This is a genomic window from Paenibacillus sp. 05T425 (assembly GCF_056396205.1).
Genome location: NZ_JBFTLA010000010.1, coordinates 242,774 through 268,785 on the forward strand (window position 1 = coordinate 242,774; position 26,012 = coordinate 268,785).

The window sequence follows — 26,012 nt, forward strand, 5'->3', positions numbered from 1 at the left end:
TCTCCTAGATCATTAAGTATTCGCACCCGACTTGGGGATTTGATACCAGCTGATCTTAACAGTGCTCTCATTTGCAGAACTCTTTTGTTTGTGCTCGTTTGCGTGTCGCCGATAATCGCTACAAACTTAATTCTGAATGGATCGTCGCTTGCCAATTTCGTAGATAACTTGGCAATTTGAAGTAATGCGCATTTAACAGACAGGGCCATAAGATCACTCCTTAAATTAATATAGGATATCTTATGAACCATTGAGAGAGTGTGCTTGTACTAATGACTTGTTGACCTCTAATTTTGATAGATTTGTTTACTGTTGTGGTTGACAAAACCTTCTTATTTCAATACAATCTAATTTAATATATGTCTAATTAGATGTTTGTTAAATTAACTTTTTGGATAGGTGGTCAATTTAATGCAGTTAGACAAGGTAGTTAATTATCATAAAGCTCTTGCAGATCCTACAAGAATAAAAATTTTAATACTGCTGGCTGATGGAGAGCTTAATGGACAAATTTTGGCGGAAAAGTTAAGCGTAACGCCAGCGACAATCACACATCATGCTGCGAAACTGCGCGAAGCTAGCTTAATTAATGAACGACGGGATAAAAATACAATTTATTTTTCATTAAATCATTATTTCATCAAGAATAGCGCTAGTGCTACGGAAAACCTGATTTACCGAAATGACAAAGGAGGTTTGACAAGTATGGAAGACGAACATAAACGAATAAAAGAATCCGTCATAAAAAACTTTTTTACAAACGAAGGGAAATTGAATAATATTCCTGTTCAACTTAAGAAGAAGCTTATTGTATTGGAACTAATGGTTTCTAAATTGGAAATGGGACGACCGTATAGCGAGAAAGAAATCAACGAATTTATAAAAACATTCCATAGTKATTTTGCAACGATAAGAAGAGAATTTATTATGCATCAATTCATGTATAGGGAGAACCAAATTTATGAGCTAAACCCGCAAGAAATGTGGGCGAAGTGGGATGGCTTGTAAATGAGTGTGACTTTCTATCTTGTAAGGCATGCAATAAAAGAAAAAGCGATTGGAGATGTCTCAATTACTCCCAAAGGCATATTGCAAGCACAATCGACTGCTCGTCGTTTTTGTAACTTACCGATAACAACTATAGTTACGAGTCCTCTGAGAAGGGCAAAAGAAACCGCAGCTTATATTGCAGCACAAACGAATTCATCTATTTCAGAGGACAAACGACTGCGGGAGCGTGCTAACTGGGGGGATTTACCTGAACAAACATTTGATGAATTTGTCGAGATGTGGGAGCGATGTACACGTAATCCCGGCTATGTACCACCCGTAGGTGATTCTGCGAAGCAGTCAGGTGAGCGCCTCTCTTCCTTATTGTTAGAATTGGCCAAAAAATACCCGTCGGGAAGTAACATTGTATTGGTTACTCACGGAGGGTTAATTACTGATTTTTTGGTTCATACATTTTCCGAGAACGAACTAAATGTTTGGCACCTTAATTTTGTGGAGGTACAAAGCAATCTGATTCCTGAGTGCTCGATAACAAAGTTGATTTATAATAGTGGAAAATATAAACTGGATAATTTTGCATCAGTAGAACATTTAAAATAGAGAAAAAGGACCTCAGTTGCACTTTACAGTGGAATGTTTGAGGTCCTTCGTGTTAAATCGGGAGGGAGACTCAGCTGTCGATTAACTGTGACTAACCAATAGTTGTACGAAATATCGTATAAAACAACCTTACGGATAGGTCAAATTAAGGTTTTTGATCGAAAAATCGTACAAAATCATCGGCCGCGTGAATGGATTAACGACTTCTGTATGATAAATCGTATAAGTTGTGACAATGTACATCTTGTTTAACTGGTCTTGTGTGAAAAATCATATAAATTGATATCATATCTAATTAGTAGCTGAAACTATTGGATCATCCATGGAATAGCACATTTTAATAGTTGGAGTCGGGAATAAGAGTCGTCTTGCAAAGATTAATATTGAAGAAGTACTTGTTAACAGCAATAATAAGCCTATAGTTGTGAAAATTCGGATCCACAATCGCAATTAAACAAAGTCAATAATGGAACGGCTTCAGATCGGGATAAGATTTATGGTATTACAATTAATCATGACGAAGAGATACAACAGGTTATTATTAAGTATCGATATTTTGGAATCTCATATGAAAAGGTTGTTCAAACCTTATGAATCTATCATTAGTAGTTCTTCAGGGGCCAAGCGCTTCTGGCAAAAGCACCATTCAGTCCATGCTGGGACTTCAGCGCATTGTAACCTGGACATCTCGCTCGCCACGCGCCGGCGAGGTGGACGGAGTCGATTACTTTTTCAAAACAGAAGCAGAAATGCAAAACCTTTACGAGCAAGGTCAAATGATCGAAATGACTAAGTACCATGAAAACCTATATGGTACACCGACGCAGTTAATTGAAGAAATCATCCGGAATTCGGAACGCAGATCGGTTATTTTGGATGAAGCCGGCGCAAAAAGAATCAAACAGCTATACAGCGACAAGGTGCTTCTAATAGGTGTGAAAGCGGAACGCCATGAATGTGCGCGCCGACTTGAAGCTCGCGGTCATAGCGCCAGGGAGGTTAACGAGCGTCTCGGTTCATTCGAGAAGGAAATCAGCGCATTGTCCCATTGCGACCTTGTGTTGAACAATACGGATGGAAATAAGAACAAGATTGACCATATCGCGGGTTGGCTTATGGATTCGTTAGCAAGGAAACATTGAGCTCACGAGCCGCATAGGATAATAAAGGATGGCATCCTTAAATTGGCTAGGCAAAATAGCCGAAAAAAAGGTTCATGGAAATGTACGATTATTTAAATCTATGACTATTAGTGATACACTATAATAGATTAATAATTGTAGATTCAGAAAAGATGTGTGACTAGGTCGCGTCCTGGCTTGCTCGCTTATTGTGCTGCGCTTAAGCAGGTTCGCTACATCCTTTCTGTAAATTTTAGGATATAAGGATGGTAAAAATGAGCAACGGAGAAACGAAAACAGACGTCATCTTAATTGGCGCCGGAATCATGAGTGCGACTTTAGGGACACTTCTGAAAGAACTAGTACCGGAATGGAATATTAAAGTGTTCGAGAAGCTCGAGAGCGCGGGTGAGGAAAGTTCCAACGAATGGAATAATGCAGGTACGGGGCACGCGGCGCTGTGCGAGCTTAACTACACGTCTGAGAAGCAGGACGGTTCTGTAGATATTAGCAAGGCTATCAACATTAATGAGCAGTTTCAGCTTTCCATGCAGTTCTGGTCTTATCTCGTCAACAGCAATCTGATCGGCAATCCGCAGGACTTCATTATGCCTTTGCCTCATATGAGTATGGTGCTGGGTGAGAAGAATGTTGCTTTTCTTAAAAAACGTTATGAAGCGATGACCAAAAATCCTCTGTTTAAGGGTATGGAGTTTTCCGATGACCCTAAGAAATTGATGGAATGGATCCCGCTTATTATAAAAGATCGTTCATCGAATGAACCTATAGCGGCGACCAAAATCGACACGGGTACGGATGTCAATTTTGGCGCTTTGACGCGCATGTTGTTCAATCACTTGAAAAGCAAAAACGTTGAGATTAAATACAATCATAGCGTCTCTAATATGAAGCGTGCCTCTGACGGCTCGTGGAAACTGAAAGTTCGCAACAGCAAGGGCAACGTTGAGAACCATGCTGCTAAGTTCGTCTTCATCGGAGGCGGTGGAGGCAGCCTGCATTTGCTGCAAAAATCCGGCATCCCTGAAGGAAAACATATTGGCGGTTTCCCAGTCAGCGGTATATTCATGGTGTGCAAAAATCCAGAGGTTGTTGCACAGCATCATGCGAAGGTTTATGGCAAAGCGAAGGTAGGAGCTCCTCCAATGTCCGTCCCGCATTTGGACACCCGGTTTATCGACAACAAAAAGTCGTTGCTGTTCGGACCGTTTGCCGGCTTCTCGCCTAAGTTCCTGAAGACGGGTTCAATGTTCGACCTAGTGACTTCCGTCAAACCGGATAATCTCGTCACCATGCTCGCGGCAGGCGCCAAGAACATGTCGTTGACCAAATACTTGATCGAGCAAGTGATGTTGTCGAAAGAAAAGCGCATGGAAGAGCTGCGCGAGTTTATCCCTAACGCGAGAATCGAGGATTGGGATTTGGTCGTAGCCGGTCAGCGTGTTCAAGTGATTAAGGATACGGAAGCTGGCGGCAAAGGCACGCTTCAATTCGGTACCGAGGTTATTACTGCCGGTGATGGTTCGGTTGCTGCTTTGCTTGGCGCTTCGCCAGGTGCTTCGACCGCTGTACATGTCATGCTCGAGGTCATTAACAAATGTTTCCCGCAGCATAAGAAAGAATGGGAACCTAAGATTAAGGAAATGATTCCTTCTTACGGCCAGTCGCTGTTGAAAAATCCGGAGCTTCTGAAAGAGGTTCATACTTCTACCGCAAAAGCGCTTGGACTAAGCGAGAAAGAACTAGCTTATAATTAAGAAAAACGGCAGTCTGGGACATGATTATCTTGTCCAGGGCTGCCGTTGTTTATTTAAGGCCGCCTGCTGGATCAGAGAATATTTAAAAGAAAGATCAGAAAAAATAAAAAGATATTTTTGGATACGTCGTTTATCCTATAAGGATTAGAAATAGAATCCAAGATTCATGGAAGGGGATAGCGGGATGCAAGGAGGCATGCGGCTAACGCAATTTGTTGTCTTCTTCGTTGTTGTGGTATTGGTTGCTGCAGGTTGTGCTGCAAACAATAACGGGAAAGCGAATATCGGACCCGAGAACGCAAACGATTCGATTCCTTACCAAGAAATGGTGACGCTTACTTTTTGGCGTAACTCGGGTAACAGCGCCGAAAACATGGCTTACGAGAAGCTCATCGCAGCATTTATGGATCAGCATCCGACGATTCGCATTCAGATGACACCATTCCCGTACAGCGATTACGATACGAAGCTTCGTACGTCGGTCGCGGCGGGTAAGCCGCCCGATGTGATGGCGATCGACGCGCCTAATTTGGCGTCATACGCAGAGGCAGGAGCTTTATTGCCGTTAACGGAGTCTTTTAAGAAGGACGGACATTTGGATGATATTCCGCAAACGACGATCGAAGGGTACAAGTATAAAGATGATATTTATTTGGCACCGATGACGGAGTCGTCGATTGCGATGTTTTATAATAAAAAAATGTTCGAAGAAGCGGGTTTGCCGCTGCCTTCACGTGATCCGGATGAGGCATGGACGTGGGAGCAGGTGCTGGACGCTGCCATCCGAATTAATGATCCGTCTAGGGGCATCTATGGCATCGACCCTGCGCAAGGTTTCCAAAACGCGGGAGCTACCGCCTATTTCAAGTATCCGATCATTTGGCAATTCGGTGGCGAGGTTATGAACCCGGAGGGGACGAGCTCGAAAGGGTACTTGGATTCGCAGGCAACGAAGAAAGCGATTGCCTTCTACCGCGACCTGTTCACGGTTTCCAAGGTGGCCGCTTTCGAATATCCTGTCGATGCATTCCCTAACCACAAGCTCGGCATTACGATTGACGGCACATGGTCGCTTACCTATATGGCCGAGAAGTATCCCGACTTCAAGCTGGGCGAAGACTTCGACGTTGCGCCGCTTCCGAAAGGCACGCGGCAAGCGGTAGCGAACGGAAGCTGGGCGCTTGGCATATCCTCCAAAACGAAGTATCCCGATGAGGCATGGCTGTTCATTAACTGGATGACCAGCTACGAAGGGCTTAAAATTTACAGTGGCATAACGCATGACATACCAGCGAGATACTCGGTCGCCAAGGAGTTCAGCGAGCTGAACGAATATCCGAAAAATATTTTCGTAACCCAGAATCAGAAATATGGCCGTCCGCGGCCGATAACGCCGGTGTTCCCGCAAGTGTCGGAGGCCGTCAAAAACATGTTCGAGGAAGTGACGCTGGAGAAACGGGATTTGGATGAGGCCGTTCAAGACGCGATCGATATGATCGACAAAGCGTATACAGACTCCGAGTCTCTAATGCAATAACTCAGATTCAATTCGAAAGGTGGGGCGCTGCTTATGTTTTTCTCATTGCGATCACGACTTATGGCGGCGTTCTCGCTGCTGCTGATCGTGCCGTTCACCCTACTTGTCTTCCTGCTCACCGAAGAGTCGGCAAAACTCATCCGTGCTTCGATTGAAACATCAACGGGGCAAACCATTGAGCAGTTCAGCTCGCATGTCCATACGTCGATGACGCAGATCGAGGAAATCGGCAATCAGGTCATGAGCAACCGCGTGACGCAGGAGTGGATAACGGCGCAGATGAGTCAGGATAGCACAATTGAAGAGAGGATGATCGCGAAGCAAAAGCTCGTCGAATTCGTAGCTTCTTATTCCATCAACAATTCCAGCGGCATCTCGATTGGCGTTTTCTCCGATTATGGCGGCGGAATATGGGCACAGGACCGGACTTACTTGGAGCAGGAGTGGTACAAGCGGTTCGGGGAATCGGATGTACGCTGGACAAAGGCCCACTCCGATCCCGATCAGGCGGATGTGATCATGACGTCACGGCTGGTGAACAGTTATTTGCTTCCGCTCGTCCAATTGCAATCGTTCACGAAATCAGGCTTTGTCAAAGTCAATTATCCGACCTCCGTACTGAGGGACGCGATTGATAAAATCCAATTCGGAAAGTCGGGACGCGCCTATTTGCTGGCCGCTGACGGAAGCGTCATCTTAGATCAACAACTCCCATCAGACCGGGAATCCATCCTAAAGGAAGGACTCGCGCGTATTCAACGCGTTCTGTCGCCCGCACAAAGCAAAGATAATGGATTTTTCTCGATTACGAGCAGCGGAGAAACACATTTGCTGTTCTATCGTTATTTCGAAGCGCAAAATTGGTACGTCATTGGCGAGGTTCCCGAGAGCGAGCTATTCGTAAAAATCGAGCAAATCCGCCGAACGATGCTGCTCGTCAGCCTTATTCTGCTGCTGCTCATCATATTGGTCGCCTATTGGCTGTCATCGGGTATTACAAGGCCTTTGACAAGAATGGCTAGAGCCATGAAGCATGTAGAGCGCGGCGAGTTTGCGCAAGCGCTGACGATGATGCCGTCTGTCCGGACCGGCCACAGCGAGGTCGGCTATGTAACGCGCATATTCGAAAGCATGACGAACCGGCTTCGTTATTTGATCGAGACGGAGTTCGAGACGAATCTGCGCCGCAAAAACGCAGAGTATAAGGCGCTGCTGCTGCAAATCAATCCGCATTTCTTTAATAATACGCTAGAAATCATCGGAGGGCTGGCGGCTATGAAACGCAATGACGTCGTCATGGATGCAACCGAGGCTCTTGGCCAGATGATGCGTTATTCGTTGAATTTAAACAGCGATTTGGTAAAGGTTAAAGAGGAAATGAGTTACATTCGCGATTATTTGTTTATTTTACAGCTAAGGTACGAGGAGCGTCTTCAGGTCGAGATCGAAGAGGATCTCGTTTCGGGTCAGCTTATGATTGCCAAATTTATTTTGCAGCCAATTGTAGAGAATGCCGTTAAGTACAGCTTGGAGAAGGGCGGCGTTGCGAGAATTGCGATTTCGGTCAAAATGGAGGAATCGCGGCTTGTGCTGCGTGTATCGGATAACGGGATCGGAATGGAAGCCGAGCTGATCCGGCATCTGATGGCGGAGCTTCACCAGACGGATGGCGTTGATATATTGAACAGCGGAGGGGACAGTATCGGTCTCCGCAACGTGTTGTCTCGCTGCCGTCTCTATTACGGAGAGCAGCTAGAGGCAACGATACAATCGGAACGCGGCAAGGGAACCGACATTCGGCTCAGCCTGCCGGCGGTAAGAGGGTGATTCAGACGTGAACCGTATTATGATCGTTGACGATGAGGCTGGCGTGCGAGGCAGTATTAAAGCTAAGATTGATTGGCAGGCGGCAGGTTTTCGAATTGATGCAGAAGCTTCCAACGGTGAAGAGGCGCTTGCGCTACTGATGAACAGGCCGCTGCCGGATGTGCTTCTAACCGATATTCGCATGCCGCAGATGGACGGTATTGCGCTTATCGATGCGTGCAAGCGGTTGTACCCGTCGCTCAAAATCGTCGTATTGTCGGGTTATTCCGATTACGTCTATATGCAGGCAGCCATCCAAGCTGGAGTCAAAGATTATTTACTCAAGCCGGTCGGGCGCAGGGAGCTCTCTGAGCTGCTAGCGAAGCTCGCAGCGGAGATCGAGACGGAGCGAGCGGGCGAGAGGCTGCGTTATGCCGACCGAATGCAGCGCGAACAGCAGCTCCAAGAGCTGCAGGAGCAGCTGCTGCTCAGGCTCGTAAAGGAGCAGTTCCTCGGTCAGTCGATGATTAGAGAAAGACTGGAGCAGCTTCATATGTCTTCGCTGGCCGACGAGCGTCGCTATGTTCGGTTCGTCACGGCGGAGATGAGAGTGCCTGAAGGCAGATGGGGAGAGGATCGCGAGCATCCCGATCTGATGCACCTCGCTTACCAGATGCTATGCAGAGAGACGGCAAGCGCATACGACGAGATCTATCCGTTTTATGACGCAAGCCGTCCGACGATGATTCATTTTCTCGTGCTGGCAGCGGAAGCTGGCGCTGCGGGAGAATTGGCCGAACGATTCATGAAGCAGCTGCGACATCACCTGAAGCATTACTTAAGGCTGGATTGCGTGATCGGCATCGGGGAAGCGGTACGCGGCTTTGGCGAATACAAAAACGGCTATTCCTCGAGCATGCTCTCCTGGAGCCAAAGCACGATCCACGGGACGAATACAGCGGGAGAGCGCCAAATTCGGCAGTTGATCGCATCTTTTTCACCGGAACTGGAAAGACAGCTTGCCGTTGCGGTAGAGAACGGGGACTATAAGACTTATACCGCTTTAATGGAGAAGATTATACCGAGGCATGCCGACCTGCCGATGTTTTCGTTCACGTTCATGGCGTCCCGCATATTGCTCTTGTTTCATTCCATTGCCAAGAAGGTCGAGGTTGGAGAAACAGCGCTGCAGAAGAGACTATGGGATTGCCAAACGACGATCGGCGACTTTCATTCGCGCGAGGACATTATGGGAAGGCTGGAGGAATTGGCGCGCCTTGTCATGGAAGAAGCGATGAAGTCGAGGAGCAGCGGCGGCCAGGCGGTTGTGGAATCCGTTCGGAAGTATGTGGACGACAACTTCGCCTACGAGCTGACGCTGACAATGCTGTCGGGCATGTTCCATATGAACGAAACGTATTTGTCAGGCCTGTTCAAGCAGCATGTTGGCGTTAACTTCAGCGAATATTTGACGTGCCTGCGTATGAAAAAGGCGGGAGCGCTGCTGTTGGACAGCGATTTGAAGTTAACTGATATCGCGATGCTTGTCGGTATATCGAGTTCGAGCTACTTCAGCACGTCGTTCAAAAAGTTTCACGGAATGAGCCCGAAGGAATACCGCGAGCGGCATTCCAAAGGGAAATAGCAAGAGACAATTACGGGTTTAATCGGAGCCATTCATCATGTCTCCTACGTTCTTGTTCAAGGAAACGGAGAATGGCCGAAGGATCGGTTGTTTTGATTAGCGGAGCGTTCAGCATGTCGGCGGTATTCTCGCCGATCGGGTCTGTCGGGTCGATATTTGCAAGAATGTAAGTGGGGTAGGCAGCAACGTTAAAGCTCCATACGTCTTCTCGCGCCTCATCGATTGTGAGCATGAAATAATCGCGGACATTGTCGTATTCGTAAAACGAATCCAGCAGATCATCGTCGATGTCGTCATTCTCATCCTTCATAATGACGATAAGCCAGAACGGCTTCGGTTTTTTGCGCTCGATTTCTGCCAGTCTCGCTTTTTTCATGCCTTTGATTTTTTTGGATGTTACAAAAATAACCGCTGCGAATACGAGCGTGATAAGCAAGCCGACAACGAGAGCCGCAATGTTGTTGTCGTCCAATAACCCGATGGACGCAGCGCCGAATAGAAATGCTCCCAAATAACCGATTATGCGCAATAATTGCAAAATAAACATTTTTGAGTACGCACCTTCCTATGAGTTGAGTTCAGATTATTTTGTATCAAGAGGATAATGTTGTCAATCCCTCAAAAAAGCCTTGCCTTTCATTACCGGTGTTAAGCGTCCGGTTTTTGGAGCGGCAGGGCTTTTTTTGCGTTTGTCAGAAAATCTATCCATCCTTTCTGCACTTAGGCGGGTTTGGATGGATGGATTCCATTCAAAAGTCAGTGACAGCCAATGATAAACGTTGGCGACCGCCGTTTGCGCTAAGTCTGCGGATGACCCAAAAACATTGAAAGTCGAAACCTAAGAATAGTGAAATTCGCGCGGAAAACATTTTGATATAGTGTTCATGCAGCAGCAATTCAGTAGACTATCGACACGCGAAAGCAAGCGGGCGAAGTTAGGAAAAAACGAATTCGGGGGCTTCTCATGAAGAAATCATGGATGTTTTATACGGTGATGTGCACGCTCTTGATCGTCACGTTGGTAATGACGGCGGCAGCGTCTTACAAAGAGGAAGCGGCAGTGTCTGCTGCTTCATACAAGCTAGCGGATGCCCCGCGTCCCGCGGACGGCATCATGCTGCAAGCCAGCGGGATGGACGGACTGTCCGCGAACGCGTCTCTCCTCTCCGAGTGGAATGGACGGAACGAAGTTGCCGAGTGGAAAGAGGGACAGACGCTGGAGTGGACGGTTGACATAGCGGATGAAGCGGACTACGAATTGGCGGTCGGTTATTACCCGCTTGAGGGCAATGGTCAACCGATCGAGTTTCAACTCATTGTTGACGGCAAAGCCACATCCGAAGCTTACACGCCTCTCGAGCTGAACCGATTGTTCTACGACGAACCTGGACCTCTCAAGAAAAGCGGCGGCAACGAGATTCGTCCGAAGCAGCTGGAGGGCGGAGTTTGGCTTCATACGACGGTTGCGCAGCCGGGCGAAGCAAGTGATGGTCCGCTCAAGCTTGCGCTCTCGAAAGGCAAGCATACGATACGTCTAGAGAACGTGAGGGAGTCGGCAGCAGTTGATTATGTGCAGTTGAAGATAGCTGCCGAGCTGCCTTCGTATGCCGATTACAAAGCGGAACAGGCTTCTGCGGCAGGAGCAGGAGCTGGGACGGCAGGCAAGGCAGGCGAGGACGCCTTCATTACGATTCAAGCGGAGCATGCATACGCGAAGTCGGCATCGGGACTATATCCGACGACGGACCGCACCTCGCCTCTGACGACGCCTTACCATCCTTCGGAGCTTCGGATCAATACAATCGGCGGGAGCAATTGGGATCTGCCCGGCCAATGGATTAGCTGGAAGTTCGAAGCGCCGGAGGATGGCTGGTACAAAATCGGCTTCCGTTATCATCAGAACAAAGTAAAGGGCAGCTTCGTTTCACGCAAGGTGATGCTCGACGGAAGCGTGCCTTTCCGGCAATTGAACGCCGTTCCATTCTCTTATGACTTGAAGTGGAAGGTAAAGGAGCTGGGTGACGAGACGGGCGATCCGTATTTGTTTTATTTGAAAAAAGGCGAGCATGAGCTGAAGCTCGAGGTGACGCTTGGAGAGGTCGCTCCGTCAATCGGCGAAGTGCAGCAAATCATCTACGATCTGAATCAAATGTATCGCAAAATCGTCATGATTACAGGCACGAATCCGGATGCGTACCGCGATTACGAAATCGATAAGAGTATTCCAGGATTGCTAGAGCAGTTCGGAGCGCTTTCTACACGAATGACGGGGGAAGCAGACCGGCTTGACCAGATGTCGGGACAGAAGAACGCGGGCTCGCGAACGCTGCGGCTGCTCGCATTGCAGCTGGACAGCTTCATCGATCGTCCCGATCAAATTCCGAAGCGGCTCGAAACGTACAAAACGAACATTACGGCGCTGGCTGATTGGATGCTTACGGTGAAGAAGCAGCCGCTTGAGATGGATTACGTATACGTTGCCTCGGAGGATCGGCAGAAGCCGAAAGCGGAAGCGGGCCTTGTCGCGCAAGGCATCCATGAGATTCGTGCCTTTGTCGGCTCCTTCCTGCAAAATTACGACTCTATGCAAGGAGACGGAGACAGCGGCCGATCGATCCAAGTGTGGACGGGACTCGGCCGCGACCAGGCTTACGTACTGAAGCGGCTGATCGACGAATCGTTCATACCGGAAACCGGAATCAGCGTTAATCTGAACCTCGTCGGAACATCGCTTGTAACAGCCGTTATGGCGGGCGAAGGCCCTGATATTAACTTGTTTACAAGCCGCGGCGATGCGATGAATCTGGCCGTACGCGGGGCATTGACGCCGCTCGACGGGATGAACGGATTCAGCGCCATTCAGAAGGAATATACGGACACCGCTTTCTTGCCTTATCAATATGAGGGCAGAAACTTCGCTATTCCGGATGATCAGGAGTTTTTCATGCTGTTCTACCGAAAGGACGTTTTGGAGGAGCTGGGAATAGCGATGCCGCAGACCTGGGAAGAGCTGTTGAAGATCGCACCGGTTCTGCAAAACAACAATATGCAAATCGGCCTGCCTTATGAAAATTTGGATGCTTTCCAGCTTCTGACCAAAGGCATAGGCTCGCTTAATCTGTTCCCGACGCTGCTGATGCAAGGCGGGAGCGGCATTTATAACGAAGCGCAGGACGGCACGCGGTTCAATGAGCCGCAGGCGTTTGCCGCCTTCAAGCAATGGACGGACTTCTATAATTTATACGATTATCCGCTCTACAAAGATGACTTCAACMGCTTCCGGACGGGGGAGATGCCGATCGTGATCTCAACCTACAAGCTGTATACGAGACTTGCGGCGGCAGCGCCTGAGATTGCCGGCACTTGGGAGATGGTTCCCATACCGGGGACGAAGCGCGAGGACGGCTCCATAGACCGTTCGACGGGGGCGACCGGAACTGCCGCTATTATTCTGAAGGATGCGGCGGACAAGGATGCGGCATGGACATTCCTGAAATGGTTCAACCAGCCCGAGATCCAGACCGAGTTCGCTAACGAACTGGAGAATGAAATGGGCATCCTCGGCCGGAGATTGCCGGCGAATCAGCTTGCTTTTCCCGGTACGAACTGGAGCCGCTCTGAGCAGGCGAGTCTAACGGAGCAATGGAAGCAGGTGGAAGAAATTCCCGAGCTTCCAGGGGGTTACTATACCTCGCGCAATATCGACAATGCTTTCCGCGAGGTTGTGTTCCAGAAGGGTAATGCAAGAGAAAGCCTGTTCTATTGGAACAAGGATATCAACGAGGAAATAAAACGAAAAAGGTATGAATTCGGGGTGGAGCAATGAAACCTTCAATCTTGCAGACGATCGGCAGGCATAAGGAAAGTTACTTATTGATGACGCCGTACATGATATTTTTTCTGCTCTTCACCATCTTGCCGGTCGTTCTGTCGATCGTGCTCGGCTTTACTTACTACAACATGATCGAGCCGCCGCGCTTCGTCGGCTGGTACAACTACGTCCGGCTGTTTCTCGACGACGACATCTTCATCATCGCGGTGAAGAACACGCTGTTCTTCGCTTTCGTCACCGGACCGGTCAGCTACCTGCTCAGCTTCCTGGTCGCCTGGATGATCAACGATTTGTCCAAGACGCTGCGTTCGATCGCGACGACCGTGTTCTATATCCCGACCATTATCGGGGTGTCGGTATTCCCGATGTGGAAGCTGATTTTCAGCCCGGACGCTTATGGCTACTTGAATGGTCTGTTAATGGGGCTCGGCGTCATAAGCGATCCCGTCGCATGGCTGCTCGATAAAGAGCATATTTTGCTCATCCTGATCGTCGTTCAGCTATGGATGAGTCTTGGCATCAGTTTCCTCGCTTTCGTGGCGGGGTTGCAGACGGTCGATCGCAGCTTGTACGAAGCGGGCGTCATGGACGGCATTAAAAATCGGTTCCAAGAGCTGTGGTATATCACGCTTCCGTCGATGATTCCCCAGCTCATATTCGGGGCAGTCATGCAAATCGTCATTTCGTTCAGCGTCGCAGACGTATCGATTCAATTGGCCGGCTTTCCGAGTACGGAGTATGCGGGCGAGACGATGGTGACCCACATTATGGACTATGGCAGCATCCGTTACGAGATGGGGTATGCGTCCGCGATGGCGGTCGTGCTGTTCTTCTTGATGGTGTTCACGAACCGGCTCGTTACGAAACTATTGAATAAGGTCGGAATCTGATCGCGGGAGGACTTGCATGTTCAAGATACACAGAAGAAAATCCGGCATGAAAGCAAGACGCTCGCTTGCCGGCAACATCGCGATATTCGGATTCGTGGCGGTTCTCGGTTTATTTTCCGCTTTTCCGTTCTTGTTCGCAATCATTACGTCGCTTAAACCGATCGACGAACTGCTGCAGTTTCCGCCGCGACTCGTCGTCATGAGGCCGACGCTCGACAACTTTACGGACTTGTTCCAGCTGGCTTCGAATATGTGGGTGCCGCTGTCGCGCTATATTTTCAACACGGCGATCATATCGGTCGTCGGAACGGCGCTTCATGTGCTGTTTGCGGCAATGGCCGCTTATCCGTTGGCCAAACATAAGTTTCCGGGCCGAAATGTATTGTTCTCGATTATCGTCATGGCGCTTATGTTCGTGCCGCAGGTGACGTTCATCCCGCAATTCGTGCTGATGTCGCAGCTTAACATCGTGAATACGTACGCTGCGCTCATCCTGCCATGGATCGGGGCATCGCTGGGGTTATTCCTCATGAAGCAATTCATCGAGCAGCTGCCCGACGCAATCCTGGAGGCTGCGCGGATCGACGGGGCAAGCGAGTTCCGAACGTTCTTCACGATCATCTGGCCGAACTCGACGCCGGCGATTATGACGGTCGTTATCTTTCAATTCATCAATCTGTGGAATTATGCGCCGAAGGAGCTCATCTACGGGGAATCGCTTAAGGTGTTCCGCATGGCGCTCGAGCAAATTATGGCCGGAGACCCGATCGCAAGGATGGGTGCCGGTGCGGCCGCCGCAGTCATTCTCATGATTCCGCCGATTATCGTATTCATCCTGCTGCAACGGAAGGTTGTCGAGACGATGACCTTCGCGGGGATCAAATAAGGAAGGGGCGAGCTTACGCCATGAAAATAAAAACGGTGCTGGCTGCCGCGTTGCTTATTCCCTTGCTCGCCGCGGCGCAGGCGACGGCGGTTCATGCCGAAGCGCCTTATCCGTCATACGTGTACAACGAATGGGACAAGTCGAAGGCGGCGCCGGCCAGCTACTTGCCGGAACGCACCTATTCGGGCATTGAGGTAGGGGCAGGCTCGTTCAATGAGCCGCAGGACCTGTTCGTCGATAGTCGCAATGCGATCTATGTTGCGGACACGGGCAACAAACGAATCGTGAAGCTAAACGATAAGTTCGAGCTGATCGAGGTGATCGACAAGCTCGACTGGGACGGCAAAGAGCTGACGTTGTCGGCGCCAACCGGGCTGTTCGTATCCAGCGAAGGCGTCATGTACATCGCGGACAAAGACGGCGGCCGCATTATCCGCGCGGGAGCGGACGGCAAGGTGGATCTCGTGATCGAGAAGCCTAACGATCCGCTCATTCCCGAAGGCTTCCAATTCAAGCCGACGAAGGTGGCCGCCGATAATGCGGGACGGATTTACGTCCTATCCGAGGGGCAATTCTACGGCTTGATGCAGTTCGACAGCAATGGCCGATTCACCGGCTATTACGGCAGCAATAAGGTTGAAGTGACGCCGGCCGTCGTGCTGGAGACGTTCTGGAAGAACATCCTGTCCAAGGAGCAGAGGTCGGCCATGATGAAGCTGCTTCCGATCGAATATTCCAATCTGGATATTGGGATCGACAACTTCGTCTACACGACGACGATCATATCCAAAAACTCGAGAGAAGAGATCAAGAAGCTGAATCCGCTCGGCAATAACGTACTGGCCAGCGCGCAAGGCGGCTCGGATTTCGGCGATAAGGAATACTCGTTCAAGCAGGGCGTGAAGCAGGATACGTCTTTCCTCGACCTGGCCACTGACACGGACGGCTTTATCGCGGGCCTTGACCGGACGAGGGGACGCATCTTCGAATACGATTCGGAAGGTAACCCGGTCGCGGTATTCGGCTCGCTCGGCAATCAGAAGGGAACCTTCCTTCAGCCTTCGGCCGTGTCCTACTGGAGAGGCGAAGTGCTCGTTCTGGACGCGGCGAAACGCAACATTACAAGGTTCGCGATGACCGAGTACGGCAGTCTCGTTCGCAAGGCAACGGTCATTTACAACCAAGGTCTATACGAGGAAGCAGCAGACGTCTGGCGGGAGGTAGCCAAGCGCAACGCCAATAACAGCATCGCTTATATCGGCATCGCGAAGGCGCTTGAGAAGGAAGGCAAGTACGATGAGGCGCTTTCCTACTACAAGCAAGGCACGGACCGCTCGGGCTACTCCGATACGTTCGGGCAAATCCGAATGCAGACGGTGCGCGACAATCTTCCGATCATTATGACGCTATTCATCTCCCTGTTCGCAGCCTACTACGGCTATAAGGGAGTCAAGGCGGCGAGAAGCAAGAAACGAAAGGGGGTCATCCAATGAGCATGCTTACCGCTTCCGGCGGCAAGAAGCTGAATCCGCTTCGCTGCTTGCTCCATCCTTTCGACAGCTTCTATGCGGTCAAGGAGGAAGGAAAAGGCTCACTTATCGCCTCGGCTGTTATCGTTGCCGTGTTTTTCCTGGCGACCATCTATCAAAGGCAAAGCACCGGTTATACGTTCAACAGAGTTGATCTAAGCGCGCTTAATGTGTGGATCATGGCGGCTAGAACAATCGCTTTATACGGACTGTGGGTCGCCGGCAATTGGGCGGTAGCGACGTGGATGGACGGCGAGGGCAAGGCGAGGCAGATCGGCATCGTCAGCGCCTACGCCATGATCCCTTATGTGGCGGCCATCATTCTCTCAACGCTGCTCAGCAAGGCGCTCGTGCAAGAAGAGGGGATGTTTCTCGGCTATGTGACGACGGTGGCGATGATCTGGAGCGCGATTCTAATGTTCATCGGCCTGCTCATTATCCATGATTACGGAGCCGTGAAGACATTGCAGTCGATCGCGCTTACGTTCGCCGCGATGGGGATCGCCGTCTTCCTGGTCATGCTGTTCTACACGCTGTTCCAGCAGGTGTACGTGTTCATCTATACGATTTATAACGAATGGCTGTTCCGCTTATGAGGCAGCGGGCGGAACGGGAAGGGGAGGCAGCATGAAAATACGAATCATGACAGTCGTTATGGCGGCGATGCTGCTTGTAATGTCAGCTGCCGGAGGCTTTGCGCCAACCATATTGGCAGATGAAGTTACACCAGCGTTACAGACCGGCGGCGGATTCGTCCGAGCAGCGGCGAAGGGCAATTTGACGCTTGATTATAATCCGGTTACGGCGGAAATTATCGTTACCGATAACGCATCGGGGGCATCATGGGCCAGCAATCCGCAGGACAGGGAATCGGATCAGACAGCCAAAGGCGCTAAGAAGATGGATCTGTCGTCGCAGCTGCTGCTCGATTATGTAGATGATCAGAATAAGCCGTTCCAGCTGAACAGCTTCACGGGCAGCGTGAAGGAAGCGGCGCCGGTATGGACCAAGGTAGAAGGCGGCATCGAGGTTGTATATGAATTTCCGAAGGCCGGCTTCACCGTTCCTGTTCGGTATACCTTAAACGATGATTCGATGTCGGCAACCATCCTGTCGGAGGGAATTAAGCAGTCCGGCAAGTTCAAGCTCGTCGGCATTAGCCTGCTGCCTTTCTTCGGCGCTGCCGGTGCGGATGACGAAGGGTATCTATTCGTTCCGGACGGCAGCGGGGCTCTCATTAACTTCAATAACAACAAAAGCATGTATCGAAGCTATAGCGAGCGGGTCTACGGGCAGGATCAAGCGCTCGATCTCGCGAGCAAAACCGAGGACAAGGAAACGATCCGAATGCCGGTATTCGGCATGAAGAAGGCCGCGGCCGCTTTCCTTGCCGTCATTCATAAAGGCGCTTATCAAGCAGGCATTACGGCTGAAGCAGGCGGCAAGAACAATAGCTACAACAATGTCTACAGCTACGCAAGCCTGATGGAATTCGAAACGAACGTGCTGCTGGAAGGGACTTTGAACGAGAAGCAGGTCACCCGCGCGTCGCAATCGATGACCGGGGGCACCGACTTTGAGGTCAAATACTATTTTCTAGGCGGAGAAGACGCGAATTACGCAGGAATGGCGGTCAAATATCGCAGCTACTTGCAGTCGGAGCAAGGTGTGCAGCTGATTGTCGCCGAGCAGGGCGAAGGTGAAGGCAAGCTTCCAATGCTCGTTGATTTTGTAGGCGGCGTGAAGAAGAAAGCGACGTTCCTCGGTATCCCTTACAACACGGTCGAAGTGCTGACCTCGTTCAAGGATGCGAAAGCTGCGGCGGATCGCTTGCTGGCGGGCGGCGTGGACAGCCTCTCCTTGCGTCTCGAAGGCTGGACGGCGGGCGGAGCGAAGGACGAGGTGCCGGTAACGCTTGACGCGGAAGGAAAGCTTGGCGGTGACAATGGACTCAAAAAGTTGGCGAAGGAGCTGGAGGAGATGGGAGTAGCCTTCTATCCGGTCGTCGATCCGGTCCGATTGTTCGAAGGCGGCAACGGCTTCAGCAAGTTCTCGGACGCCGCGAAAGGAATAAGCCGCGCGCCGGTGCTCAAGTACGAATACCGGTTAAGCGACAGCGCGAAGAACAAGGAGCTGAAGCGCTGGTACTTGCTTAAGCCTATCGCTGCAACTGAAGCGATCGATAGGTTCACCTCGGCAGCAGAGAAGAACGGATTGAAACATGTTTCGCTGCAGACGATTGGTTCGATGCTTTACTCCGACTTTGGCCGGAACGGGCAACCGAAAAATGCGACCGGTGCCGATTGGGAGACCGGGCTCGCCCAAGGCAAAAGTAATCTAGGCGGCGGCTTCATGTATGACCGACCCAACGCCTACGTCCTTCCTACGGCAGAGCGCTTGTCGGATGTGCCGCTAAGCTCAAGCGGTTTCGACATCGAGGATGAATCGGTTCCGTTCTACAGCATTGCGATAAGCGGTCTCATACCGGCTTATAGCGAGCCTATCAATCTCTCAAGCAACCCTCGGAAATATGTGCTGAAGCTTATCGAGACCGGGACTTATCCGGCTTACAAGCTAATTGCCAGAGATTCGGCGTTGTTGGCCACTACGGAATACGACTCGCTATATAGCGTGGAGTTCAAGCTTCTCTACGATGAGATGATAGAACAATATGACCAATTGAACGAAGCGCTTGGCGATGTAATGGGACTATCCATCTCCGATCACGAGAAGCTTCAAGACGGCGTATTCCGCACGACGTACGAGAACGGCAAGAGCGTCGTTGTCAATTATAACGAGAATAGCGTGAGGGTCGGCACCGACAGCATTCCGGCTCTTGGTTATCTCTTAAGATAGGGGGTGAAAGCAAGCATGATCAGACAACTACGGGCATTGCCCTATACGAAGAAAAAGCAGCTATACGGCTATTTATTCGTTTTGCCATGGATACTCGGCTTTATCTTGTTTTTCGCGAAGCCTTTATTCACGTCCCTTATCTACTMGTTCAAGAACATGGAGATGACGCCAACGGGACTGGCCGGCACTTTTATCGGCCTAGATAATTTCCGCTATGCGCTGTTCCAGGATCCGGCGTTCATTCGCGAGGCGACGAATTCATTCGTTAACATGCTGTACGGCGTTCCGCTCATTCTCGTGTACAGCCTGTTCGTGGCCGTGATGCTCAAAAACAAATTCCGCGGAAGAGGCTTCATGCGAGCCGTCTCCTTCCTTCCGGTCATTATCGCTTCGGGCGTGCTGATGCAAATTTTGAAGGAGGACGTGTTCTCCCAAGGCATGCGGGGCGGGGCGGAAAGCGTCTATTTGTTCACGGGAGCGGGCATTAACGGCATTTTGCAGGAACTTGGCTTAGGGGCGCAGCTTATCGAAGTATTCAACAACGTCATTGCCAGAATCTTCGATCTGACTTGGCGCTCCGGCGTGCAGGTGCTGTTGTTTATGGCTGGCCTTCACTCGATACCCGGCTATTTGTACGAAGCATCGGAGGTGGAAGGGGCGAGGCCTTGGGAGCAGTTTTGGAAAATTACGCTGCCGATGCTGATGCCGATGATGCTGCTCAATATCGTCTACACGATCATCGACACGTTCACGGATTACGGCAACAGCGTCATTCTGATGATCTACAATACGGCTTTTTCACAGGTCAGGTTCGGCTACAGCAGCGCGCTGGCATGGCTGTACTGTCTGCTGATCGCCGTGTTCCTCGGCGTCGTCTACATGCTGCTTAAGAAACGCATTGTCTACATGCAGGATTAACGGAAAGCGAGGAACAAGATGTGAACGCAATCATGAATAAAAAGATTATGAACAAGACGAGGAAGACGCTTACGTCCGTCATTCGCTTCTCGCTCTTGGCGGCGCTGGCTTATCAGCTGCTGTATCCGCTCCTCTATATGCTGAGCATGGCGTTGCGCCGCCCCGAGGAAGCGATGGACCCGAGCGTCATCTGGTTGCCGAAGTCGCTCACGCTGAGCAATTTCACAGATGCGCTTCGCGTTATGGACTTCTGGGATGCGCTTCAGAACAGTGTCATTATCGGCATCGGCTGCGGGCTGCTGGACGTGTTGTCCTGCGCCTTCGTTGCCTACGGCTTCGCCAGATTCAAGTTCCGGTTCTCGGGACTGCTGTTCACGCTCGTCATTATGACGCTGGTCGTGCCGGTTCAGACAATCATTCTTCCGCTCTATGCGGATATGAAATACTTCGATGCTTTCGGCATCATGAAGCTTACCTCGATGATGACCGGCGGACCGGAAACGATTAGTCTCGTCGGCAGCTACAACGCTTTCTTCCTGCCGTCGCTGCTTGCGATGGGACTGCGGTCGGGGCTGTACATTTTCATCTTCCGCCAATTTTTCGCCGGAATGCCGGGCGAGTTGGAGGATGCGGCTTATATGGACGGCTGCGGCCCGTTCAAAACGTTCTTCAGCGTCATGCTTCCGAATGCCAAAAACGCGATGATAACGGTATTTCTGTTCTCCTTCGTCTGGCACTGGAACGAATTCTATATGTCGAACCTGCTGCTCGGCAATATGAAGAAAAACTTCGCCATCGCGCTGTCGTCGCTGCGCGTCGATCTGCAGTCCGTCGTGAACGTGCAGACAATCAGCGATCCACTCGTTATCGTAACGCGGATCCAAGCCGGCGCTTTGCTGGCTATCCTGCCGCTGTTCATTCTGTACTTGGTGACGCAGCGTTACTTCGCGGACAGCATTGAGCATGTTGCGGTCAAGTAGGATGACGGAGCTGCATGAAGGGAGGCGATGCGAGGCGAGATATGGTTTAGTCCGCTCAGTTGTTTTGCAATAATTATCGAACGCAAATAAGGGGAGGCAATACTCAGATGATGACTAATAGGAAATCGTTCGCGCTTATGCTTGCTGCAGTTGTAATGAGTGTAACGGTCATGTCCGGCTGTGCCAGCAACGGCGGCAGCAAGGATAACAACGAAGGAAATACCGCTGCTAACGGCGGCAACGGAGCGGCGGCAACGGAAGCGCCTAAAGAAGAAGCGCCAAAGCTCGATAACGGCAATATTACGATTCTTTATCATACGTCCAAGGAGCAATACGAGGAAAATAAGGCGGCGAATCCTGCTGCTTACGACGCGGTGTGGGAAACCGTGCCGCAGTTCGAACAGGCTTACGGCGGCAAGGTAAACGTCATTGCCGTTCCTTGGGGCGACCAGAAGTCGACGCTCATCTCGATGGTTAACGCCGGCGATCAAGTTGACGTTGCGCAAGCGAACGATCAGAACTTCCCTGTCTATCCGCTCAAAAAAATCGTTCAGCCGCTTGATTCATACATGGACATGACGGATTCGTTCTGGAACGCATCCGTTACGAAGGCGTTCACGTTCGGCRGCAAGCCTTATGCAGCAGGCGTAGGCGCAGCTCCGATCGTTATCTACTACAACAAAACGCTGTTCGACAACAACGGCGTGAAGTCGCCAGGGGAGCTGTACAGCGAAGGCAACTGGAACTGGGAGACGTTTCGTTCCACGGCGATGGAGATGACGCAGGATACGGACGGCGATGGCGCGAGCGATCAATTCGGCTTCGGCTGGTGGGATGCCGGTTATGCGTTGATGGTTGCTTCCAATGGGCTGACGCTGCTCTCGTACAACGAGGATGGCACGATCGCTTCGAATTACGAGTCCGACAATGTGAAGGAAGCGATGCAATTCACGCAGGATGCGCTATTAAAGGATAAGTTCATTGATAAGGACAAGGAAGGCGACTACTTCAACGCGGAGTTCAAAAACGGCAAGCTTGCGATGACGGCCGAGTACGGCTTCGGCGGCTTCACCGTATTCAAGAGCGATTACGAGCTTGATTTCGTACCGGTTCCGACAGGTCCGAAGGGCACGAAGGATGCTGGCCCGGGCGGCATGTCCGGCTGGTCGATTCCAACGGTTTCGAAAAACCCGCAAGGCGCGGCCGCTTTCATCAAAATGCTGTCCGAGAACGAGCTGAAAGTCGCGACGGACAACAACGTCAAGATGTTCGGCCAAGCGAAGGTCGACCAAATGAACGAGCTGGCCGGCAAAATTTTGTTCGCGCCGATCGGCGTCGAGAAGTATTGGGACGCGAATACGGCTGCTCTGACGGGCATTAAGGACGGCACGCCGGTGGGCACGTTCGCGGCTACAGCCAAGGCCATGGCCGAGGAAGGCATCAAAATCACGCTCACCCAATAATCAATAGCCAATAGCTTAGTCCCTCTATCCGCCGTCATGCGAGCATGGCGGCGGGTAGCGTTTAAGGGCAAGAACGGAGGAAAAGGATGATGGACGCGAGAAAAAAGTTCGCGACCTTGGCGGCGGCAGTCGGGATTGCCGCCGCGGCGCTGATCAGCGGCTGCAGCAATAACGAGTCAGCTAACCAACCGAGCGGCACGGAAAATGCCGGAAAGGCTTCTTCCGAGCCATCGCTGGAAACGTCTCTGGCGGCGGAGGATCGTATCTTTTGGAAGCCGCCTGTAGGCTGGGTAGGCGATATTATGCCGTTCAGCGAAGGCGATAAGCTTCATTTGTTTTATTTGCAGGATTGGCGCGACGGCGCGCCGGGTTTCCATCCGTGGCATATGGCTTCGACGTCGAACCTGACAGATTACGAGTATGCAGGCGAAGCGATTCCGTTCGGCGTAGAGCGGGATCAGGACTTGGCGCTTGGTACGGGCAGCGTCATTAAGGCCAATGATACGTATCATGCTTTCTATACGGGCCATAACTGGCAGTTCCCTGACCAAGGCAAGCCGAAGGAAGCGGTCATGCATGCGGTCAGCGTCGATCTGAAGACGTGGACGAAGGTTCCCGAAGATACGTTTTATGCTCCAAACGGCTATGAAACCCATGATTTCCGCGATCCCTTCGTCCTGTACAACGAGGAGAAGGGCGAGTATTGGATGCTGCAAAGCGCGAGGAAGAGCGGCAAAGGCGTCATCGCCTTGTTCGCCTCCAAGGATCTTAGCAAATGGGAGCTTCGCGAGCCGCTAACGATTGAGGCGACGGACAATTTCTTCATGTTGGAATGTCCGGACGTGTTCTATATGGATGGCAAATGGTATCTCGTGTTCTCGGAATTCAGCGACAAAAAGGCGACGCATTACCGCGTCAGCGACTCGCTGGACGGGCCGTGGAAGAAGCCGGAGTCGGATATGTTCGACGGCAGGGCGTTCTATGCGGCGAAGACGGGAACGTTAGGCGACCGGCGGATGCTGTACGGCTGGGTGCCGACGAGGCAGCTCGAGAAGGATTATATGCAGTGGGACTGGGCGGGCAATATGGTCGCCCACCAAATGAAGCTGTCAGCGGACGGCTCGCTTGGGGTGAAGGTGCCGGACGAGATCGATGCGCTGCTGTCGAAGGAGGAAGCGCTGGCTGAGCCGAAGAAGATCGGAGCGGCAGCGGGCGATAGCAAGGCGTGGAAGCTGTCCGCCGCCGCAGGAGGGGTGGCCGGAATCGTCTTCGGCGAGCTGCCGCAGACGGCGAAGATTACGGGTAGCGTGCGATTCGACGAGAAGGTGGAATACAGCGGCTTCGTCGTCGGCGCCGGCGACGAGCCGGAGAAGGCGTATGGCATTCAGCTCGAGCCGGCCAAGGACCGCGTACGTTATGATGCGGTGAAGGGCGACACGCTGTCCTCGGTCGAGCCTGACGTGCAGGTGTCGGCGGAGCTTGAAGCGAATACAGATTATTCGTTTACGATCGTCATTGAGAATGACGTTGCGGTATTGTATATCGGCGATTCCGCGCTCACGACGCGCATATACAAAATGCCGGGACAGGCATGGGGCTGGTACTCGCGCGGCGGCGAGACGACGCTGAGCGGTCTCAAGCTGTTCGTCCCGACTAAGTGACGAGGCAATGGGAGGCGAAGACGTGACGGAGTTGTACAAGGAGCTTTATCGGCCTCGCTATCATTTGACGCCGCCGAGCGGTCCGATGAGCGATCCGAACGGAATGGTTTATTGGGAAGGCGAATATCATCAATTCTATCAATACACGGGAAGATGGGGGCATGCGGTCAGCCGCGATCTAATACACTGGGAGCACCTTCCGCTGGCGCTTGTCGGGGACGAGCTTGGGGACATATGGTCGGGCAGCTGCGTGGTTGATAAGCGCGATACGAGCGGATTGTTCGGTGGGAAGGCCGGTTTAGTTGCCATCTTCACGCATTTCAAGGACGGCTTGCAGTCGCAAAGCATCGCCTACAGCAGCGATGCGGGTAGAAGCTGGATCAAATACGCGGGCAACCCGGTCATTCCGAATCCGGGCATTCGCGACTTCCGCGATCCGAAGGTGCTGTGGCATGAGCCAACCGGCAGGTGGATCATGATCGTATCGGTTGATAAACGGGTCTACTTCTATTCCTCGGCTAATCTAACACAGTGGACGTTCGAGAGCGAATTCGGGGATGGACAAGGCTCGCAGGCTGCGGTCTGGGAATGCCCCGATTTGTTTCAACTTCCAGTCGACGGTGATAAGTCGAGACAGAAATGGGTGCTGCATGTCAGCATCGGCGATAACGAGGAGACGGACGGATCCCATGCGCAATATTTCATAGGCGAGTTCGACGGCAAACGATTCGTGAACGACGACATGTCTGGAACAAGCGTGAAGTGGACCGACTTCGGCCAAGACTTCTACGCGGCGGTCACGTATGCGGATATCCCGAATGAGGACGGCCGCGCGATATGGCTCGGATGGACGTCGAATTGGAAATATCCGTTCGAAGGGCCGACCTCCCCATGGAAGGGAGGCATGTCGATCCCTCGGTCACTTACGCTCAGAACCTCTAGCAGCGGAGAGATCGTCTTATGTCAGCAGCCGGTCGAGGAGCTCAAGAAGCTGCGGGAGAACGCGCTTCGCTTCGCTCCCGTGGTCGCGAATGATAAGACGGTAAAGCTGGACTATGAAGGGACCGCTTACGAGCTTTACGCCGAGATCGAGTGGAACGATGCCGATGTATTCGGCATTCGCGCAAGATGCTCGAAGGATGGCACCGAAGCGACGGAGATCGGATACGAGCCTGCTACGGGCAGCCTTTACGTCGATCGGCATCGTTCCGGCGAGAGCCGGTTCGTTAATCGCGTTGGCGAACCGTTCCATTTCGGCAAACGGTTCGAAGCGAACCATCCGCCGCAAGGCAATCGAATCCGGCTGCGATTATTTGTCGACGAATCGCTAATTGAGCTGTTCGTCGATAACGGCGAGACTGTATTTACGACGCTGATCTACCCTGCCGCGGACAGCGAAGGACTTGAATTGTTCGCGACTGGCGGGACGGCGCTGTTCCGTTTCGTGGACGTGTATAGGATGAAATCTATTTGGAGTGAAAACGTTAGAAAAGGATAGGTGA

At 51.4% G+C, this 26,012-nt stretch carries 19 protein-coding genes; 18 read left to right on the top strand and 1 reads right to left on the bottom strand.

Annotated elements, in window-relative coordinates; translation table 11 throughout:
* Nucleotides 1-411: 411 nt before the first annotated feature.
* The 7 genes from AC1DF0_RS23015 (at nucleotide 412) to AC1DF0_RS23045 (ending at nucleotide 9,495) form a co-directional block, all read left to right on the top strand.
* The gene (locus tag AC1DF0_RS23015) at nucleotides 412-1,008 is read left to right on the top strand and encodes a DUF2087 domain-containing protein (protein WP_477575426.1); all 597 of its coding nucleotides are present in this window, start codon (nucleotides 412-414) and stop codon (nucleotides 1,006-1,008) included.
* Nucleotides 1,009-1,611: a histidine phosphatase family protein gene (locus AC1DF0_RS23020; RefSeq protein WP_477575427.1), complete on the top strand. Its 603-nt coding sequence runs from the start codon at nucleotides 1,009-1,011 to the stop codon at nucleotides 1,609-1,611.
* Between the two features lie 590 nt (nucleotides 1,612-2,201).
* Nucleotides 2,202-2,753 carry a guanylate kinase gene (locus tag AC1DF0_RS23025; RefSeq protein ID WP_442052062.1) on the top strand — a complete coding sequence of 184 codons (552 nt, stop codon included), beginning with the start codon at nucleotides 2,202-2,204 and terminating at the stop codon, nucleotides 2,751-2,753.
* Between the two features lie 254 nt (nucleotides 2,754-3,007).
* Nucleotides 3,008-4,507: a malate:quinone oxidoreductase gene (locus AC1DF0_RS23030; protein ID WP_442052061.1), complete on the top strand. Its 1,500-nt coding sequence runs from the start codon at nucleotides 3,008-3,010 to the stop codon at nucleotides 4,505-4,507.
* Nucleotides 4,508-4,691: 184 nt separating this feature from the next.
* Nucleotides 4,692-6,044, top strand: a complete 1,353-nt coding sequence (locus AC1DF0_RS23035) for an ABC transporter substrate-binding protein (RefSeq protein ID WP_442052060.1) — start codon at nucleotides 4,692-4,694, stop codon at nucleotides 6,042-6,044.
* Between the two features lie 33 nt (nucleotides 6,045-6,077).
* On the top strand, nucleotides 6,078-7,871 hold the full coding sequence (locus AC1DF0_RS23040) for a cache domain-containing sensor histidine kinase (RefSeq protein WP_477575428.1): 1,794 nt from the start codon (nucleotides 6,078-6,080) through the stop codon (nucleotides 7,869-7,871).
* A 7-nt stretch (nucleotides 7,872-7,878) separates the two neighbouring features.
* Complete coding sequence (locus tag AC1DF0_RS23045; RefSeq protein ID WP_442052058.1) at nucleotides 7,879-9,495, top strand: response regulator transcription factor; 1,617 nt, start codon at nucleotides 7,879-7,881, stop codon at nucleotides 9,493-9,495.
* A gap of 10 nt (nucleotides 9,496-9,505) precedes the next feature.
* Here the strand turns inward: AC1DF0_RS23045 and AC1DF0_RS23050 are convergent, their stop codons facing one another.
* Entirely contained in the window at nucleotides 9,506-10,042 is a 537-nt protein-coding gene (locus AC1DF0_RS23050) for a hypothetical protein (protein ID WP_442052057.1), read from the bottom strand.
* Nucleotides 10,043-10,459: 417 nt separating this feature from the next.
* Between AC1DF0_RS23050 and AC1DF0_RS23055 the strand changes: the two genes are divergently transcribed.
* From AC1DF0_RS23055 to AC1DF0_RS23105, 11 genes are all read left to right on the top strand, one after another.
* Nucleotides 10,460-13,321, top strand: a complete 2,862-nt coding sequence (locus tag AC1DF0_RS23055; protein WP_477575429.1) for an extracellular solute-binding protein — start codon at nucleotides 10,460-10,462, stop codon at nucleotides 13,319-13,321.
* Nucleotides 13,318-14,217: a carbohydrate ABC transporter permease gene (locus tag AC1DF0_RS23060; protein ID WP_442052055.1), complete on the top strand. Its 900-nt coding sequence runs from the start codon at nucleotides 13,318-13,320 to the stop codon at nucleotides 14,215-14,217. Before AC1DF0_RS23055 ends, AC1DF0_RS23060 begins: the two co-directional genes overlap by 4 nt.
* Nucleotides 14,218-14,233: 16 nt before the next feature.
* Nucleotides 14,234-15,103: a carbohydrate ABC transporter permease gene (locus AC1DF0_RS23065; RefSeq protein ID WP_442052054.1), complete on the top strand. Its 870-nt coding sequence runs from the start codon at nucleotides 14,234-14,236 to the stop codon at nucleotides 15,101-15,103.
* A 20-nt stretch (nucleotides 15,104-15,123) separates the two neighbouring features.
* On the top strand, nucleotides 15,124-16,596 hold the full coding sequence (locus AC1DF0_RS23070; RefSeq protein ID WP_442052053.1) for a hypothetical protein: 1,473 nt from the start codon (nucleotides 15,124-15,126) through the stop codon (nucleotides 16,594-16,596).
* Nucleotides 16,593-17,228: a Yip1 family protein gene (locus tag AC1DF0_RS23075; RefSeq protein WP_442052052.1), complete on the top strand. Its 636-nt coding sequence runs from the start codon at nucleotides 16,593-16,595 to the stop codon at nucleotides 17,226-17,228. Before AC1DF0_RS23070 ends, AC1DF0_RS23075 begins: the two co-directional genes overlap by 4 nt.
* 31 nt (nucleotides 17,229-17,259) lie before the next feature.
* The gene (locus tag AC1DF0_RS23080) at nucleotides 17,260-19,488 is read left to right on the top strand and encodes a DUF5696 domain-containing protein (RefSeq protein ID WP_477575430.1); all 2,229 of its coding nucleotides are present in this window, start codon (nucleotides 17,260-17,262) and stop codon (nucleotides 19,486-19,488) included.
* 15 nt (nucleotides 19,489-19,503) lie between these two features.
* Nucleotides 19,504-20,406: a carbohydrate ABC transporter permease gene (locus tag AC1DF0_RS23085; RefSeq protein ID WP_477575431.1), complete on the top strand. Its 903-nt coding sequence runs from the start codon at nucleotides 19,504-19,506 to the stop codon at nucleotides 20,404-20,406.
* A gap of 32 nt (nucleotides 20,407-20,438) precedes the next feature.
* Complete coding sequence (locus AC1DF0_RS23090; RefSeq protein ID WP_442052049.1) at nucleotides 20,439-21,386, top strand: carbohydrate ABC transporter permease; 948 nt, start codon at nucleotides 20,439-20,441, stop codon at nucleotides 21,384-21,386.
* A 107-nt stretch (nucleotides 21,387-21,493) separates the two neighbouring features.
* The gene (locus AC1DF0_RS23095) at nucleotides 21,494-22,849 is read left to right on the top strand and encodes an ABC transporter substrate-binding protein (RefSeq protein WP_477575432.1); all 1,356 of its coding nucleotides are present in this window, start codon (nucleotides 21,494-21,496) and stop codon (nucleotides 22,847-22,849) included.
* Nucleotides 22,850-22,935: 86 nt separating this feature from the next.
* Nucleotides 22,936-24,510 carry a family 43 glycosylhydrolase gene (locus AC1DF0_RS23100; RefSeq protein WP_477575433.1) on the top strand — a complete coding sequence of 525 codons (1,575 nt, stop codon included), beginning with the start codon at nucleotides 22,936-22,938 and terminating at the stop codon, nucleotides 24,508-24,510.
* A 22-nt stretch (nucleotides 24,511-24,532) separates the two neighbouring features.
* Nucleotides 24,533-26,008, top strand: coding sequence for a glycoside hydrolase family 32 protein (locus AC1DF0_RS23105; protein WP_442052046.1), 1,476 nt, complete (start codon nucleotides 24,533-24,535; stop codon nucleotides 26,006-26,008).
* The last annotated feature ends 4 nt before the right edge of the window (nucleotides 26,009-26,012 follow it).